Origin of the sequence: Acetobacter sp. A11-2 (assembly GCF_040208445.1) — a bacterium.
In the GTDB taxonomy this organism is placed as follows: Bacteria; Pseudomonadota; Alphaproteobacteria; order Acetobacterales; family Acetobacteraceae; genus Acetobacter; species Acetobacter oryzoeni.
The window spans coordinates 2,464,063-2,479,199 of sequence record NZ_CP157843.1; the positions used below are offsets into that span (position 1 = coordinate 2,464,063).

A 15,137-nucleotide genomic window follows, 5' to 3' on the forward strand; every position below is an offset into this window, starting at 1 on the left:
ACACATAAAAAATGGCAGGAAAAACCTGCCATTTTCTTACACACCAATATGTATGTGTGAAATTAGTGCGAAAGCGCACCACCTGACTGATGGGCCGAACGCAGAACCGTAACCAGATTTTGCAAATCCTGCGGGTTGGATTTGAGAATAGCCACATTAGCAGGTTCAGGCTGCGGCATCTTGGTGTTGCTGGGGTTGGCAGGCACGTTCATCAGGCTGCCCGTTAGGCCCACACAGGTAAGGCTCATAACAAAATCATGTGCTGAAAAGCCATTCTTTTGCAAAATCGGGTCCAAACCCGGCACCTGCTGCACAAGGGCAATCTGCTGGTCCAGAGACATGCCAAAGCGTGAGGGCGGCTGAATGCCGGCGGCCTGAATTTCCTTCAGCGTTGTGGTCAGGCGCGGCAGCACGTTTGGGGCCAGATGATAATGCAGCGCGGTATCCATATCATGCTGCAAAGTGGCAACCTGCTCTGGCGTTAAATTGGGCGCGCCATTGCCACCGGTAGAAACCGTTTGCGCCTGTGCCGCTGTGCCAACCACAAGCGCTGCAGCGCCCATAACGCCCAGCAGAGCAGAGCGGCAGGAAAGTTTTAGAGTATGTCTCATGCTTCTATCACCCATTCACCTTTGCGCATCAATGCCACGCGTTCACCTTTGGCATCTATGCCGTCCACATCAATGTCACCAGAACCAATCATCCAGTCTATATGGATCATGCTGCTATTGGCTCCGCGGGCGGCCAATGCGGCCTCATCCTGCCCAGCCGTATCGCGCATACATTTGGTGTAAGATTGCCCCAATGCGATATGGCTGGCGGCGTTTTCATCAAACAATGTGTTCTGGAACAAAATACCGCTGCGCGAAATGGGGGAGGAATTGGGCACAAGCGCCACTTCCCCCAAACGGCGGGCGCCTTCATCCGTATCCAGCACACGGGCCAGCACATCTTCGCCTTTGCTGGCGTGCATTTCTACAATGCGTCCGCCTTCAAACCTTACGCGAATATCCTCAATCAACGTGCCTTGATGAGAAAGCGGCTTGGTGGCTGCCACCATGCCATCCACCTTGAGGCGATGCGGTGTTGTAAACACTTCCTCGGTTGGAATGTTGGGGTTGCACACAATGCCGTTTCCGGCTTTTTCCGCACCGGCTGCCCATTCGTGCCCATCTGCCAGCCCTACCATCAGGTCTGTGCCGGGACCTTTAAAATGTAGCGCGCTGTAACGGGCATCATTCAAAAATGCGGCGCGGCGGTGCAGAACGGCATTATGGGCCTCCCAATCCGCTACCGGGTTTTCACCCGTAATGCGCGAGACAGAAAAAATGGCCTGCCACAGTTTTTCTACCGCCTGATCAACCGGCAGATCAGGAAACACCTGTGCTGCCCAAGCCGGAGAAGCGGCCGCCACAATGCACCAGTTCACATCAAAATTGGTGATAATTTCCATGGCAGGCCGGTTCACGCGGGAATTAGCCCTGCTGGCGCGGGAAATACGTTCCGGGTTCTGCCCCGCCAGCAATGCCGGGTTAGAGCCCGTAATGGCCATACGCGCGGCACCATTACGGAAGGCTTCTGTCATCCCGCCAGCAAGCCAGCCTGCTGCGGTATCAAACGTATCTTCCGCCGCGTATTTGTAACGGGCCAGCGTGGTTTCCTCATCCGAATAAAACGTGCTGACGAGTGAGGCCCCGGCCTTGTACGCGTGCTCCGTAATGCGGCGCACCAGCGGCACGGCATGAAGGGGTGCCGTAATAATGACCTGCTGGCCGTGGGCCACGTTCAGGCCCGTACGTGCTGCCACTTCACCCAGCCTGTCCAGCATGGTGGCAAATTCGGCAGATGCCAGATAACCGCCTGCGGCACCCTGCGTGTTCTGTAAGGCCATAATATGCATGTTTCCCTTAACTTTGCTGCACAGCACGCCTTATTTTGCAATGTGGCAGGCATGATGTGCAGAACTCAAACACCTTTATGTGTATCGGATACCGAACGGGGCTTGGCGTCAATACACATGGGCAGAAAGCTGCTTTCCGTTATGTGCCTGTTAGCTTTGCACCAGGTTGGTTGGCAAAGGCTCGGGCAGCAGGCTTGCTGGCAAATAGAGCGGATGGCACGGACGACCTGTTTTGCTTAACCGCAACGCATCCACCGTAATGCCGTGTTGCTGGAGCATATGCACCACATCCGGCCCACGGGCCAGCAGGGCCTTGTGGTGTGGCGTGCCATAGGCTGCAATCACCTTATTGGCTTCCTGCGCCATTTCCAGCAGAGCTTTATCATTTTCCGGCCCTATCGGATCTGGCGTTTCCAGCAACCGAAGCTGATCTGTGCACCGATACGCAAACGTATTGCCCACCAGAATACCACCATACCCCCATGCACGGGCATAGCGCTGGCATTTGGCCACGGTGCGGTCATCCCCATATTCTGTGGCGACGGATGGGTTCATCATCAGCCACATCACCAGTGGGCGTGATGGGTCCCACACCCGTTTAAGCTTATAACGGTAGCATTTGTCTGGGCCGCCATAGCATTTGTCTGGGCCGCCATAGGTGGCGGTGCTCACAACATCTTCTGAAAGTTTCAGAGGGCGGGCCGTGCCCACATTATGCCCTTCAAACAGATCTTCCATTACACTCCCGCTGGCAGAACATGGCAAAACAAGCCCAAGTTTTAGGCTGTGTTGTGTTCTGGCACAAATCTGCCTGCCAGCAGGGCTGTAATCTGCCTAATGTGCAGCGCGCCATGCCTTGGTAGTGGTGGCAATAACCTGCTGCTGGTTCTGCTTTATTTTCTCTACATCATAGCCAAGAGCAGCACTCTGCTGGGGTGTGATGTACCCCCACTGCACCAGAGATTGCGCCAGAGTTTGCGGAAACGGCACGGTTTTTACAAACTGCTTGGGGCAGAATACGCCATCCTTGTTCTGGGGCCATGCGGCTTTATCCAGCGCGCACCATGTTTCTGCAAAATCAGAGTGCGTATCATACCGCGCCATCATGTAGCGCCAGCCTGCGTTCAGCTCTCCAATATTTGCGCTGGTGGCCACATACGCGGCCAGATAGCCGTTTACCTCCGTTACCCCCGTTTTGCGCCACTGTGCGGAATCCTGCGCAAGCTGGTTGCGCAAATAGGCTGCAAACCGCGGCTGCGCCGTAACATTCTGCAACTGGCCATCCTGATACTGATACAGCACCACCGGCATGGCCGACCCTGCGTGAGAGGCAAAGGCGTAATCAAACCGCTCATCCGTATATACAAGCTGGCGGGTGCCATCTCGCGCAATATCCTGCACTACGGGTTCCCCTCCGCCATTTTGTGCGGGAAGAGAGAGCACACGCCACTGGCCTTGCGGGGCGGCCTCTACAATAGCGGCGGCCTGGCAACAATGCGCTCCACCTGTGTAGCCCGAAACCATAACCTGCGGCAGAGCATTCTTCTGTCCGTTTGGCGCAAGCTGGTACAGGGAAAGATGCAAATCCATCAGCCCAGGACTATCTTCCGCCATCAGGCTGCCTAGGGTCTGGATAAATACGGGGTGTTCTGGTGCGTTCACTTCCAAAGTGGCCACGCGGCATGTTTGCCCGGCTGTTGGGTTTTCATCTTTCCCCAAAAGCAGGCTGTTGGCAGGGCACGGCTGTTTGTCCGCCACTTTTACAGCCGCCTGCAGGCCCAAAGCAGATAGATTTACCGGTTGTGCCTTTGCGTGCAGATCATCCCCCTGCACCTGCGCGGTAGCCAGTGGCGGCACCGGGCGCGGCTGCGCATTGCGCGTGATAATCCGCTGTTCTGCCGGTGTTGCGGCGTGTGCCTGCGCATATGGCAGCCCAGTGCTCGCCAACACCATACATGCGCCCAGATACCTTATAAAAGCCAAACCGTTTTTCCTTCCTGCGTGTTGCCACCTGCCTGCTGTTTTATATCCGTTGTGGATACAGCCGGGCATTCAGGAGTGTAAGCACCAGCACAACCACTGCACCACCCCCAACAGCCAACATAAGCGCAGGTGCCAGCCCCATACCCAATTGGGTGGCAAACCATGTTTGAAGCAAAGCGTTACTGGCGGCAATAAGGTTCCCGCACTGATAGGCAAGGCCGGGGAACGTAGCCCGCACAGAAGGTGGAGAAAGCTCGCTTAAATAAGCCGGCACCACACCCCATGCACCCTGAATGCAGAACTGGATACACACAGCCCCCAACCCCAGCCAAAGCAGAGAATGCGGAAGTGTCCATAACGGCAGCAAAGGCAACGTTAAGGCCGCTGCAAGAATAATGGCATATTGCCGCCCGATTTTTTGCGACAGAAACCCAAAGAACAACCCACCTGCAATGGCAGCCAGATTATACAGCACCACAACAGTTGTAATGGACGTAGGCGGCACATGCCGTTCCAGCGCCAGAAACACCTTGGGGTAGAGATCCTGAGAACCGTGGCTCATGAAATTGAAAGCCGCCATCAGCACCACAGCAAAAACACATAATGCCGCATTGCCTTTTATAATGGCCAACAAACCAAGCTGTTCTTCTGCTTTTCCGTGTTGTGTATCGGCCTTCTGCCGGGCCAGCCAATCTGGGCTTTCTGGCACACGCAGCCAGATATACAGGGCAGAAAAAATAGCGCTACTGCCCAGCACAAACAGCCCACGCCACCCCAAAACCGGCAATAGCAAAAATACCAAAGATGCCAGCAAATACCCCGCAGGATACCCCGCCTGCAAAATGCCAGAAGCCGTGCCGCGCCAGCTTTTGGGCACGCTTTCCATAATCAGAGATGTACCCACCCCCCACTCGCCCCCAAGAGCAATGCCAAACAGGGTGCGCAGTGCTAAAAATATAACAAGCGTTGGCGCAAAGGCTGATGCCAATTCTATAAGAGAATAAATAATAATTGTTAAAATCAGCACGGGCTTGCGGCCATATTTATCTGCCGCGCGCCCACATAAAAAGGCACCTAGTGGCCGTGTCATCAACGTAAGGGTGGGGGCAAGCAGCACACTTTGCAGGGAAACGTTAAAACTTTTTGCCACATCATCAAGTGTAAACAACACAATAAAAAAATCACACGCATCCAACATCCAGGCCAAAAAGGATGCCAGCACAACATGGCGAGCTGTTGCTTTATCTACCGATTGATCGGGCAAAGCAGATGGCGTTATGGATGAAAAAGAAGGCTCGGTCATTCACAGCTCCGGTTCTACAACCTGTTTTTACCGTGATGGTGCCACGCAAGCCCCTTAACCAACCAGTGAATCTCAGATCACGACCCCGCCAGTGCGCCCATTTTTGCGTGATAAGCCAACATCAACCCGTTTGTTAGGAACAGAACACACAACAGGGCCGAGGGGTTCCCCCGGCCCTGAAGCATCTTGCCGCGCGAAGCAAACTTGTAACATCTCGTTGTCAGATCAGGCCCTTGCCTGTGTGCGAGGCGTTGCCCCCTCATCAAAAGCCATGTGGCTCCATACCCTGTCACACAGCATACGCACGATGGACGGATCATTCAGAGATGAAAGATCTCCCAAATTATCCAATTTGCCACTGGCAATTTTGCGGAGCAGGCGGCGTACAATCTTGCCAGAACGCGTACGAGGCAGATCTGGCACCAGATAAACGGCCTCTGGCGTAGCATAACGCCCCAGCATACCGGAGATAAGGCGGCTTATGCCTTTTTCCGTTAGTTCCGTAGCCACATTCTGGCGCTGGATAACAAATACTGCCAGCGCCTGCCCCTTTACCGGGTGCGGGATGCCCACTGCAGCAGATTCCACAATACGATGATCTGCTGCCAACGCATCTTCCACTTCTGCTGTACCCAAACGGTGCCCTGCAATATTGATAACATCGTCCATGCGCCCCGTAATCCAGTAATAGCCATCGGCATCTCGCCGTGCGCCATCACCCGTGAAATAATGCCCCGGAACCATACCAAAATATGTCTGGCAGAAGCGAGCATGATCTTTCCAGATTGTGCGGGCCTGCCCTGGCCATGAACGCGCAATGCACAGGCTACCTTCCGCAGGCCCCTGCACCGGCCTGCCCTGTGTATCGGCTATGACCATTTCCAACCCTGGCAACGGCGTGCTGGCAGAGCCGGGTTTAAGCGGTTGCACACCCGGCACTGGCCCCAGCACAATGCCGGCGGTTTCTGTCTGCCACCATGTATCCACCACGGGGCAACGTTTTTTGCCCACGACATCGTGATACCATAGCCATGCATCCGGGCTTATGGGTTCCCCCGCAACACCCAGCAAACGCAGAGACTCCAGATTGCGCGCATTCACCACATCATCGCCATCGGCCATCATGGCGCGCACGGCTGTGGGGGCGGTAAACAGCATGGTCACCCTATGCTCATCCACCAGATCCAGCCACCTGCCCGGCGCGGGGTATGAAGGCAGGCTGTCTGAAATCATGGTGGTGCCGCCATTGGCCAGTGGGCCATATACAACGGATGTATGCCCCGTTATCCATGCCACATCTGCCGTGCACCACAGCACATCGCCGGGTTGATGATGATACACCATGCCCATGGTGTAAGCCGCCCACACCATGTACCCACCGGTGGCATGCACAACCGCTTTAGGCTTGCCCGTGCTGCCAGATGTGTAGAGCATAAACAGGGGTGCTTCTGCCCGCATAACAACGGGCACAAAATCTGCCTCAAACGAATCTACAAAATCATGAAAATCATAATCTCTCCCTGGCAGCATTGGCACGGGTGCATCAGACGTACGCACAACCAGAACAGAACGCACGCCACTTTCTGCACCTGCCTTGCACAGGGCTTCATCCATAATCGCTTTAAACGGTACAATCTTGTTGCCGCGCATGCTTTCGCTGGCGGTAATAACCGCAACTGCACCGCTATCTATAATGCGTTCTGCAATACCTTCTGCCGAAAAACCACCAAACAACACCACATGCACAGCCCCAATGCGTGCACAGGCCAACATGGCCACCACAGCTTCTGAAATCATGGGCAAGCAAATGGCAACGCGGTGCCCTTCTTCCACCCCCAAATGCACCAGCGCGTTAGACAGGCGGCAAACCCGTTCATGCAGCATGGCATATGTAATTTTTTCTGCCTCGGCCCGGCCTTCACGGTGGCTGATAAGGGCAACCTGATCGGCCTTGTCTGTCAGATGCTTATCAATACAGCACACGGATGCATTGATAAGGCCATCTTCAAACCAGCTTATGGATACATCACCCGTAAAGCTGCCCGTAAAACCATGTTTGGGTTTACGGTGCCAATGTACGCGCTTGGCCTGTTGCAGCCAAAAACCATCCGGGTCTCGCCGTGCATAGCGCTGCATGGCGGCCAGTTCCGCAGGTGGCATAAGGGCCGGGTAATCTGCATACTGTGTAGGCGGGATAGTGATGTTTTCCGACATTGTTCCGTCTCCCTTACTTTTTTGTTTTTTGTTGTTCGGGAAAGAAAGAGAATGTTCAGGCGGCGTTGCGATCGGCCTGGCCGATGTGCGGCAGAACCGTGGCCACAATGCCTGCGTCCAATGATTCATAATCGTAATACCGGATTGTTTTGTACAATTCCTCTCGCGTTTGCATGCGGGGGAGCATCTCCTGCGTACCGCCTGTGCGCGCAATGGTTTTGTACAAATCCTCCTGCGCCTTATTGGCCGCCCGCAAGGAACTGACAGGCCAGATGACCATACGGTATCCCATATCTTCAAACTGAGAAGCCGTGAAATAAGGCGAACGGCCAAATTCCGTCATGTTGGCAAGCAGGGGCACATCGGGCATACGGCGCACAAACTCCCTGAACATTTCTTCAGAAATCAGTGCTTCAGGGAAAATGGCGTCTGCTCCGGCCTCGTAATACAAACGGGCGCGGGCCACGGCACCATCCAGCCCTTCTGAGCTGGCGGCATCTGTGCGGGCAATAATCACCATATCACGCCGGGCCTTGGCGGCGGCGGCCACCTTTTGGGCCATCTCCTGCGGGGTGGCCAGCTTTTTGTTATTCAGGTGGCCACATTTTTTGGGCAGGATCTGGTCTTCAATATGCACGGCGGCGGCTCCGGAATCTTCAAAAGCCCTGACCATGTGCATTACGTTCAGGACTTCACCATATCCGGTGTCCCCATCCACCAAAAGCGGCAGACCGGAAGCGCGTGCAATCTGACGGATAAAGAAACACGCATCCTCAATGGTGATAATGCCCAGATCCGGCAGCCCCATGCTGGCAGACATGGCCGCGCCTGAAAGATAAAGAGCCTGAAAGCCATTATCCTTGGCCTGCAATGCCGCCTGCCCGTTATGCGCACCGGGAATTTGCATAATGCCCGGTTTGTTCAGCAAAGCGCGAAACCGCTGCCCGGCTGGTGTTTGCGGCAGATCCTTGCCAACCAGATATGTCATGCTGCATGCTCCAGACCATCGCGTTCACGCAGAGGTACAAAAGGCCGATTATCCGGCCCCACATAATTGGCAGACGGGCGAATGATTTTTCCATCCTGCCGCTGTTCCATAATATGGGCGCACCACCCTGTTACGCGGGCAATTACAAAAATGGGTGTAAACATGGCCGTGGGAATACCCATGGCGTTGTAGGAAACCGCGCTAAACCAATCCAGATTAGGAAACATCTTTTTCTGTTCATCCATAATCCGCTCAATCCGCTCGGCCACATGATACAAACGCATGTTGCCGTTACGGCGCGAAAGGTTGCGCGCTGTTTCCTTGATAATCTCGTTGCGCGGGTCTGCTATTGTATAAACCGGATGCCCAAACCCGATGATAACTTCACGGTTTTCCAGACGCCTGAGAATATCCACCTCGGCTTCATCCGCTGTGCGGTAGCGCTGCTGAATATCCAGCGCAACTTCATTGGCGCCCCCATGTTTGGGGCCACGCAGGGCACCTATGGCGGCTGTTACGGCGGAATACATATCCGAACCCGTGCCCGCCACTACTCTGGCTGTAAATGTGGACGCATTGAATTCATGCTCCGCATACAGAATAAGAGAGGTGTGCATGGCCTGCACCCAGTCCTCTGCTGGCGCTTTGCCATGCAGAAGATGCAAAAAGTGACCGCCCACACTTTCATCATCCGTATTGGTATCTATCCGCCGGCCGTGGTTGGAAAAATGATACCAATACAGCAGCATGGAGCCTAACGAGGCCACAAGCCTGTCTGCAATATCCCGCGCACCTGCTGTGGGGCAATCGCTCCGTTCTGGCAGCGCACAGCCCAGAACGGAAACGGCCGTGCGCAAAACATCCATAGGATGTGTGGCGGCTGGCAGACGTTCCAGAGCAGCACGCACAATGGCAGGAATATCCCGCATACTGGCCAGATGCCGCCTGTAGGCTTCCAGTTCTGCACTATTGGGCAGATAACCGTGGATAAGGAGATGCGCGACCTCCTCAAACGTGCTGGCGCGTGCAAGATCTTTGATATCATACCCACGATAATGCAGATCATTCCCGCTCTGCCCCACAGTGCTAAGCGCCGTGTTGCCCGCAACCGTGCCTGACAGCGCAACAGATTTTTTTGGTTTTCTGTGCAGATGCGTTGTCATTTTTCCATTCCTTCCTGTGCGTTATCGCCTGTTTAGGAAGCCAGAGCTGTAGAGGTGGCAGCCGTAACCGCAGCGGGCTTGGCCTGCCCGAAATTGAAAATACCTTCCGCAGTGTTCTGGCGAATATCACGCTCGGGAATGGCAATTTCCAACATATGCAGTTCTCCGGCTTTCAGATTGGGCAGGTTTTGCACAATATCCAAAAACCTTTCGGCTTCCTGATGCGGCACAATGCCTTCTGAAAGTGTTTGGAACTTACGGATATAATCAGCACGCTGCCACGGTGTAGCCCCCAAGGTATGGGCATTGGCAACAGCCAGCTCATCCGCAATAACCGAGCCATCTTTCATGCGGATAACAATACGGCCACCAAAGGCTTTTTTATCCGGGTCTGTTTCATGATACCGTTGTGTCCACTCGGGTTTTTCTATTGTGTGGATCTTGCGCCAGAGCCTTACGGTATCAGGCCTGCGGGCGCGTTCCGGCGCGTAGGAATGCACATGGTGCCAGCTACCATCCTGCAAAGCCACAGCCACAATATACATGATGGAATGATCCAGCGTTTCCCGCGAGGCTTGCGGATCAAACTTTTGCGGATCGTTCGAGCCCGTACCAATAACGTAATGCGTGTGATGGCTGGTTTCTATCAGCACATCTTCAACATCATCCCAGTTTTTTATTTTCTGCCCCATACGAAAGGCAAGATCAATAAGCGCCTGACTTTGATATTCTGCCGAATGTTCCTTGGTGAAGGAGGACAGAATGGCACGTTTTGGCTCACCCATTTCTGGTAATGGCACACGGTAATGCGTATTTTTACCATCCAGCATCCAGGCAATAACGCCATCTTCCCCTTCATAAATCGGGGTTGGAGATGTTTCGCCCATCATGGCGCGGTCAACGGCCTCTACCGCCATTTTGCTGGCATGGGCGGGGGCATAGGCTTTCCATGATGAAATCTCGCCCTTGCGGCTCTGGCGCGTGGCGGTGGTAACATGCAAGGCCTGCCCAATGGCCTGATAGATAACCGCTGGCGGCAGGCGCATAAGCGTGCCAATACCTGCGGCCACAGATGGGCCAAGATGCGCTACATGATCTATCTTGTGTTTGTGCAAACAAATGGCACGCGCAAGGTCTATCTGAATTTCATACCCCGTGGCGGCACCACGGATTAAATCTGCACCGCTGCGGCGGCACTGCTGGGCAACAGCCAGAATGCCGGGAATATTATCGCCCGGATGAGAATATTCTGCCGCTAAAAATGTATCGTGAAAATCCAGCTCACGCACGGCTGTGCCATTGGCCCATGCGGCCCATTCTGCATGCACACGCACATTTGGCCCCATGCCAAACACCGTGGCACCACCTTCCCGCCGATGCGCCAGAGCCTCGGCCCGTGCGCTCATGACGGAATGACGGTTTACAGATGCCATGGCCACAGATGCGTTATCTATCAGCCGGTTGATAATCATATCCGTAACTGCGGCCTCCACCGGCACCGGATCTGCCGCTACCTGCGCAATTTTCCACGCAAGCTGTTCGGGCCTTGGCAGACGGTCGCTTTCTGGATGAACACGCACATCATGATACTGCATTGCTTTAACCTCATGATCGGAATTTGATCGTGAGGGGAGTGTTGCAGAGTGTTGTTTTGAGCGGCAGAGAGATAAGAGTAAAAAGAGGCGAAGGGAATGTTCCCGTTTGCGAAGTTTGCGAAGTTCGTACCATGCCACAAACCAGAACCAAGCTTTTTGCTGGCCCGCGCTTGCGGCAGTTGCGCCAACGCGAAACCCTAACCCAAGCCAACTTGGCAGACATGCTTGACATATCACCAAGTTATCTTAACCAGTTAGAACGTAACCACCGGCCTGTTCCGCACCATCTGTTACAAAAGCTGTGTGAACGCTTTAATCTAACCCCCGCATGGTTCAGCAACACCAAAGAAGCCCATACCGTGCAGGCCATGCGCGAAACCATGGCAGACCCTGTATTTAAAAATGCATCCTTACCTTTGGCCAAAATGGCAGATGCCGTACATGCCAACCCGGATTTATGCGCTGCATTTTTAACCCTTTACCGCGCCTATAAATTTGAGCAGGAGCGTGAAAGCGATACTCTTTCCCCCTCTCCTCCGCTAGAGCCGTATGAAACGGTAGGAGACTGGGTGCAGCAACACCGAAACTATTTTCATGAACTCGATTGTGCTGCCGAAAAGTTTTACGAAAACCTTAACCTCCAAAACGGCTTGGCCGAAGCCTTAAAAACCTATCTGCTTGATCAGCATGGATTGCACACGCAACAAGACCCGGCGCTGGAAGAAGGCGGGTTGGTATGGCGAATAGACCGGCACCGCCGCACCATTCTTTTACCCCCAGACCAACCGCCAGAAAGCACGCTGTTCTATCTGGCGCAGATTATTGGCCAACGAGACCATACCCGCCTGATAAGCAGCATTTTACGGCGTGAAGGCCCCAAAGAGAAAAATGCGCTGGAACTCGGCCGCGTTTATTTGGGTAACTACTTTGCCGGGGCCTTGCTGTTGCCCTATACGCGCTTCCTGCACGCAGCACAGACCATGCGTTATGATATCGAGCGCCTACGCCGCCATTTTGGCACCAGTTTTGAACAGATAAGCCACAGATTAAGCACGTTGCAGCGCCCCGGTATGGAGGGCATTCCCTTTTATTTTCTCAAATTGGATATCGCGGGCAATATTCTTAAAAGTTTTTCTGCTAACCGTTTTTCTCAGGCACGTTTTGGTGGCCCCTGCCCGTTGTGGAACATCTTTCGGGCTTTTGCCACACCGGGGCAGGTGCAGGTGCAGCTTTCTCAAACTACGGATGATTCCATTTACCTCAATGTTGCCCGCACAGTGGGGCATGAGGGTGTTACCTATACAGACCGCCCACGGCAGATTGCCATTGTGCTGGGCTGCACCATAAGCGATGCCGCAAAAACCGTTTATGCAGATGGCTTAAACCTGAATGACCACAGATTGGTAGTACCCATTGGCCCCGGCTGCCGCGCCTGTGTGCGGGATAATTGCAGCCACAGATCTTTACCTGTTTCGGGCCGGATGCTGGATACGGGAAGTGATGCCAGAGGCGTTGTGCCCTACCGGGCACTACCTGAAAAACCCTGATATTTTATAAGGAAGAAGATAGTCTGGTGGGGCAAGGGGAACTTAAAAGACCTATCTGGAATGACCGGGGATGCAAAAACATTCCAGATAGGAACCGGGGATTGAACGGGATAAATCAAGACGAACCAAGAGTTGTCGCGACGATGCCCCTTGCCCCACCAGCAGAAACGCCTTCATCGCCGCGACAAGATTGATAATAAGAACCATTCTCAATAAACGCAACATAAAAAAGCAGGGGTGGAGAACTTTTTTGCTCCCCACCCCTGCCTTGCAACACAGCGTGTTGTTTTAGTTCGCTTTTTTAGCCGGTGTGGACGGAGCCACTTTTTCCACCACATCGTCAGAAACAAAAACAATGCCATCCAGCAGCTGGTTAAGTGCTTCTACAGCCTGCTGCGGCTGGCGGCCTTCTGTAAACACTTTTGCGCGGTACAGGGCACCTTCGCTCTGTTCCAGCGGTGCAAGGGCCAGAATGAAGTCTGCATCTTCACCCACAACCTGCAGGCTCTGCTGTGCCTGCTGGGTCTGCCCGGCCTGGAACTGCTTGTTGGCGTTAGCCAGTGCGGCCTGTTTTTCTGGGGCCAGTGTTTCGCTTACAATAAACTCACCACCAACTGGCACCCATGTTGTGGGGTTAGCAACCGGCGTATGGGTTGCAGAAGCCGGATGCTGCGGAGCTGGCTGGAGCTGGCTTTCTGCCGCAAAGAACTTCTTGTTATCTGCACTGGCAGCCTTGAAACGCTTTTGCGCATCATACAGCGGCGGAATGGCGGCATCGGTTTTGCCCTGAGCCAGCAGATCACGCGCCTGAAACACATCCATCATGGCTTTCTGGCCATCAACGGAAAGGCGATGCATGGCATGGCCAGCCTTGAACTTTTCCCACGTGGTGTGCATGGTGCCTGCCTGTGCCACAGAAAAACTGGTGAGCAATACAGCAGATGCTGCAAAAAGAGCTTTTAAACGCATAAAAACTAATCCAAACTGATTTAAATTTTCAAAAGATAACGGATGATATCCTGAAAATTAATTTAATGCGCCGGGTGGGGTGATACAATTCATCTATATTAAAAAATATATTATAGTCAGGCGTTTTTTATTTATTGTCTGATACCTGAATGTTTTTTCTTCTCAAAACTCTGCTTTCAGCTCTGATTATTGCTCTGGTTTCCACTTTGGCACGCCGTTACCCCGGATTTGGCGCGCTAGTTGCCGCCCTGCCCCTTGTTTCCGTATTTGGCATGATCTGGCTTTGGCTGGAAACGCATGATCCTGCACGGATGGAAGCCCATGTCAGCGCTACGTTCTGGTATGTGCTGCCTTCCCTGCCCATGTTTTTGTTCATGCCGTGGCTGATGCGGTGTGGCGTGCATTTCTGGCCCGCACTGGCCAGTGGGTGTGGCTTAACCGTTGTTTTATACCTGCTGATGATCTGGGCTGGCCCGTGGCTTGGCATTAGCCAATAAACCACTTGCCAATAGAGTCGCCCACAGTTTCTGCGGATGCTCCGGTGGGTAAGCCTGTGGATAACGTGTACAACCTCCGTGAAAATTGTGGCTTGTACCGTTTCCGGTCCACGCTTACCGCCGTATTTTGCGTGGTGACGGCAAGCGCCAGAAACTCTGCTTAATGGTATCCGCCACCGCCGGAAATGGATCTACCCCTGTATTGCGAATAAGGGTTGCCACAGTCACCTGATCGCAATGTGGAGAACGTTGCACGTTCTTGCAGACATACACGCCCGCAGCCTGACGACGTGTGGAATACACAGCCTTCCATGTAGAAGATGGCACAAACACGTGGTCTGGCCCAATGGTTGGAATGGGATGACCATGAAACGCAGGGCCGGTGACCACATATAAGTCCCCTTCCTGCACAGCCAGCTCCCGCACCGTGTATTCAATACGTGCCCAAATACCCTGATTAAGCGCAATGGATTGCGGCACCATGTTGGAATACGCAAAAGTTTCAAATTGTGCTGTTGGCGTTGGCTGATCCGCACTGGGGGCCATGTGCCCCCTGCTGTAGCCGGATTTTTTGTAATCCTGATCTCGGCTGCCATCTGGCCACCGGGAATCTGCATAAAAAGTGCCTGCACGCATCAAGCGTTCTGCAAGGCGCACATTATTGGCCTGCAAATGCTCCGCTGCCCACAAAGGTGTGTGCGTGACAGATGAAACCAGAACAGCATAGCCCGTGTTACACAGCAGTTCTGTCTGCTTCAGCATGAAAGGCCGCGTTATTGCGGGTAATTTGTTTTCTGGCCCAAAAGCCTGACATGCTGCGTTTTCCTGCGCCCAAGCGGCCGAAACTGGCAGGCAGGCCACAGCCATGCCCAAGCATATTTTTGCAACACGCACACTCATTGCACAAATACCAGCGTGAAGCCCTGTTTTGAATACACAATGCTGCCTTTGTTAAATACCATACAATACGAAATGCCT

General features: G+C 53.6%; 13 protein-coding genes. 2 read left to right on the forward strand and 11 right to left on the reverse strand.

Annotated features, from left to right (window positions below; all coding sequences use genetic code 11):
* Positions 1-62: 62 nt before the first annotated feature.
* The 9 genes from ABNV41_RS12030 to ABNV41_RS12070 form a co-directional block, all read right to left on the reverse strand.
* On the reverse strand, positions 63-611 hold the full coding sequence (locus ABNV41_RS12030) for a hypothetical protein (RefSeq protein ID WP_050819181.1): 549 nt from the start codon (positions 609-611) through the stop codon (positions 63-65).
* On the reverse strand, positions 608-1,900 hold the full coding sequence (locus ABNV41_RS12035; protein ID WP_050819180.1) for an aminopeptidase: 1,293 nt from the start codon (positions 1,898-1,900) through the stop codon (positions 608-610). The genes ABNV41_RS12030 and ABNV41_RS12035 overlap by 4 nt, the downstream gene beginning before the upstream one ends.
* Before the next feature lie 150 nt (positions 1,901-2,050).
* The gene (locus tag ABNV41_RS12040) at positions 2,051-2,638 is read right to left on the reverse strand and encodes a DUF1643 domain-containing protein (RefSeq protein WP_050819179.1); all 588 of its coding nucleotides are present in this window, start codon (positions 2,636-2,638) and stop codon (positions 2,051-2,053) included.
* Positions 2,639-2,734: 96 nt separating this feature from the next.
* Positions 2,735-3,853: a hypothetical protein gene (locus ABNV41_RS12045; RefSeq protein ID WP_050820321.1), complete on the reverse strand. Its 1,119-nt coding sequence runs from the start codon at positions 3,851-3,853 to the stop codon at positions 2,735-2,737.
* Between the two features lie 70 nt (positions 3,854-3,923).
* Entirely contained in the window at positions 3,924-5,186 is a 1,263-nt protein-coding gene (locus ABNV41_RS12050) for an MFS transporter (protein WP_050819178.1), read from the reverse strand.
* A 225-nt stretch (positions 5,187-5,411) separates the two neighbouring features.
* Entirely contained in the window at positions 5,412-7,400 is a 1,989-nt protein-coding gene (gene acs, locus ABNV41_RS12055; RefSeq protein ID WP_050819177.1) for an acetate--CoA ligase, read from the reverse strand.
* Between the two features lie 55 nt (positions 7,401-7,455).
* A complete protein-coding gene (gene prpB / locus ABNV41_RS12060; protein WP_050819176.1) occupies positions 7,456-8,388 on the reverse strand; it encodes a methylisocitrate lyase in 933 nt (310 codons plus the stop codon).
* On the reverse strand, positions 8,385-9,551 hold the full coding sequence (prpC, locus tag ABNV41_RS12065) for a 2-methylcitrate synthase (protein ID WP_050819175.1): 1,167 nt from the start codon (positions 9,549-9,551) through the stop codon (positions 8,385-8,387). The genes prpB and prpC overlap by 4 nt, the downstream gene beginning before the upstream one ends.
* Positions 9,552-9,583: 32 nt before the next feature.
* Positions 9,584-11,146, reverse strand: coding sequence for an MmgE/PrpD family protein (locus ABNV41_RS12070; protein ID WP_050819174.1), 1,563 nt, complete (start codon positions 11,144-11,146; stop codon positions 9,584-9,586).
* Positions 11,147-11,277: 131 nt separating this feature from the next.
* Here ABNV41_RS12070 and ABNV41_RS12075 point away from each other — a divergent pair, with 131 nt between their 5' ends.
* Positions 11,278-12,693 (forward strand): short-chain fatty acyl-CoA regulator family protein, encoded by a 1,416-nt coding sequence (locus ABNV41_RS12075; RefSeq protein WP_087651747.1) that lies wholly within the window; start codon positions 11,278-11,280, stop codon positions 12,691-12,693.
* Between the two features lie 288 nt (positions 12,694-12,981).
* Here the strand turns inward: ABNV41_RS12075 and ABNV41_RS12080 are convergent, their stop codons facing one another.
* Positions 12,982-13,662, reverse strand: coding sequence for a YfdX family protein (locus ABNV41_RS12080; RefSeq protein WP_050819172.1), 681 nt, complete (start codon positions 13,660-13,662; stop codon positions 12,982-12,984).
* Between the two features lie 149 nt (positions 13,663-13,811).
* Here ABNV41_RS12080 and ABNV41_RS12085 point away from each other — a divergent pair, with 149 nt between their 5' ends.
* On the forward strand, positions 13,812-14,159 hold the full coding sequence (locus tag ABNV41_RS12085; RefSeq protein WP_050819171.1) for a DUF3147 family protein: 348 nt from the start codon (positions 13,812-13,814) through the stop codon (positions 14,157-14,159).
* 114 nt (positions 14,160-14,273) lie between these two features.
* On the opposite strand, the gene ABNV41_RS12090 is transcribed toward ABNV41_RS12085, so the two are convergent.
* Positions 14,274-15,059 carry a DNA/RNA non-specific endonuclease gene (locus ABNV41_RS12090; RefSeq protein ID WP_050819170.1) on the reverse strand — a complete coding sequence of 262 codons (786 nt, stop codon included), beginning with the start codon at positions 15,057-15,059 and terminating at the stop codon, positions 14,274-14,276.
* Between the last annotated feature and the right edge of the window lie 78 nt (positions 15,060-15,137).

Bases quoted from the DNA above. Each gene is read 5' to 3' on its own strand.
- ABNV41_RS12030 (WP_050819181.1), bottom strand. From the start codon at position 611: ATGAGACATACTCTAAAACTTTCCTGCCGCTCTGCTCTGCTGGGCGTT.
- ABNV41_RS12035 (WP_050819180.1), bottom strand. From the start codon at position 1,900: ATGCATATTATGGCCTTACAGAACACGCAGGGTGCCGCAGGCGGTTAT.
- ABNV41_RS12040 (WP_050819179.1), bottom strand. From the start codon at position 2,638: ATGGAAGATCTGTTTGAAGGGCATAATGTGGGCACGGCCCGCCCTCTG.
- ABNV41_RS12045 (WP_050820321.1), bottom strand. From the start codon at position 3,853: ATGGTGTTGGCGAGCACTGGGCTGCCATATGCGCAGGCACACGCCGCA.
- ABNV41_RS12050 (WP_050819178.1), bottom strand. From the start codon at position 5,186: ATGACCGAGCCTTCTTTTTCATCCATAACGCCATCTGCTTTGCCCGAT.
- acs (WP_050819177.1), bottom strand. From the start codon at position 7,400: ATGTCGGAAAACATCACTATCCCGCCTACACAGTATGCAGATTACCCG.
- prpB (WP_050819176.1), bottom strand. From the start codon at position 8,388: ATGACATATCTGGTTGGCAAGGATCTGCCGCAAACACCAGCCGGGCAG.
- prpC (WP_050819175.1), bottom strand. From the start codon at position 9,551: ATGACAACGCATCTGCACAGAAAACCAAAAAAATCTGTTGCGCTGTCA.
- ABNV41_RS12070 (WP_050819174.1), bottom strand. From the start codon at position 11,146: ATGCAGTATCATGATGTGCGTGTTCATCCAGAAAGCGACCGTCTGCCA.
- ABNV41_RS12075 (WP_087651747.1), top strand. From the start codon at position 11,278: ATGCCACAAACCAGAACCAAGCTTTTTGCTGGCCCGCGCTTGCGGCAG.
- ABNV41_RS12080 (WP_050819172.1), bottom strand. From the start codon at position 13,662: ATGCGTTTAAAAGCTCTTTTTGCAGCATCTGCTGTATTGCTCACCAGT.
- ABNV41_RS12085 (WP_050819171.1), top strand. From the start codon at position 13,812: ATGTTTTTTCTTCTCAAAACTCTGCTTTCAGCTCTGATTATTGCTCTG.
- ABNV41_RS12090 (WP_050819170.1), bottom strand. From the start codon at position 15,059: ATGAGTGTGCGTGTTGCAAAAATATGCTTGGGCATGGCTGTGGCCTGC.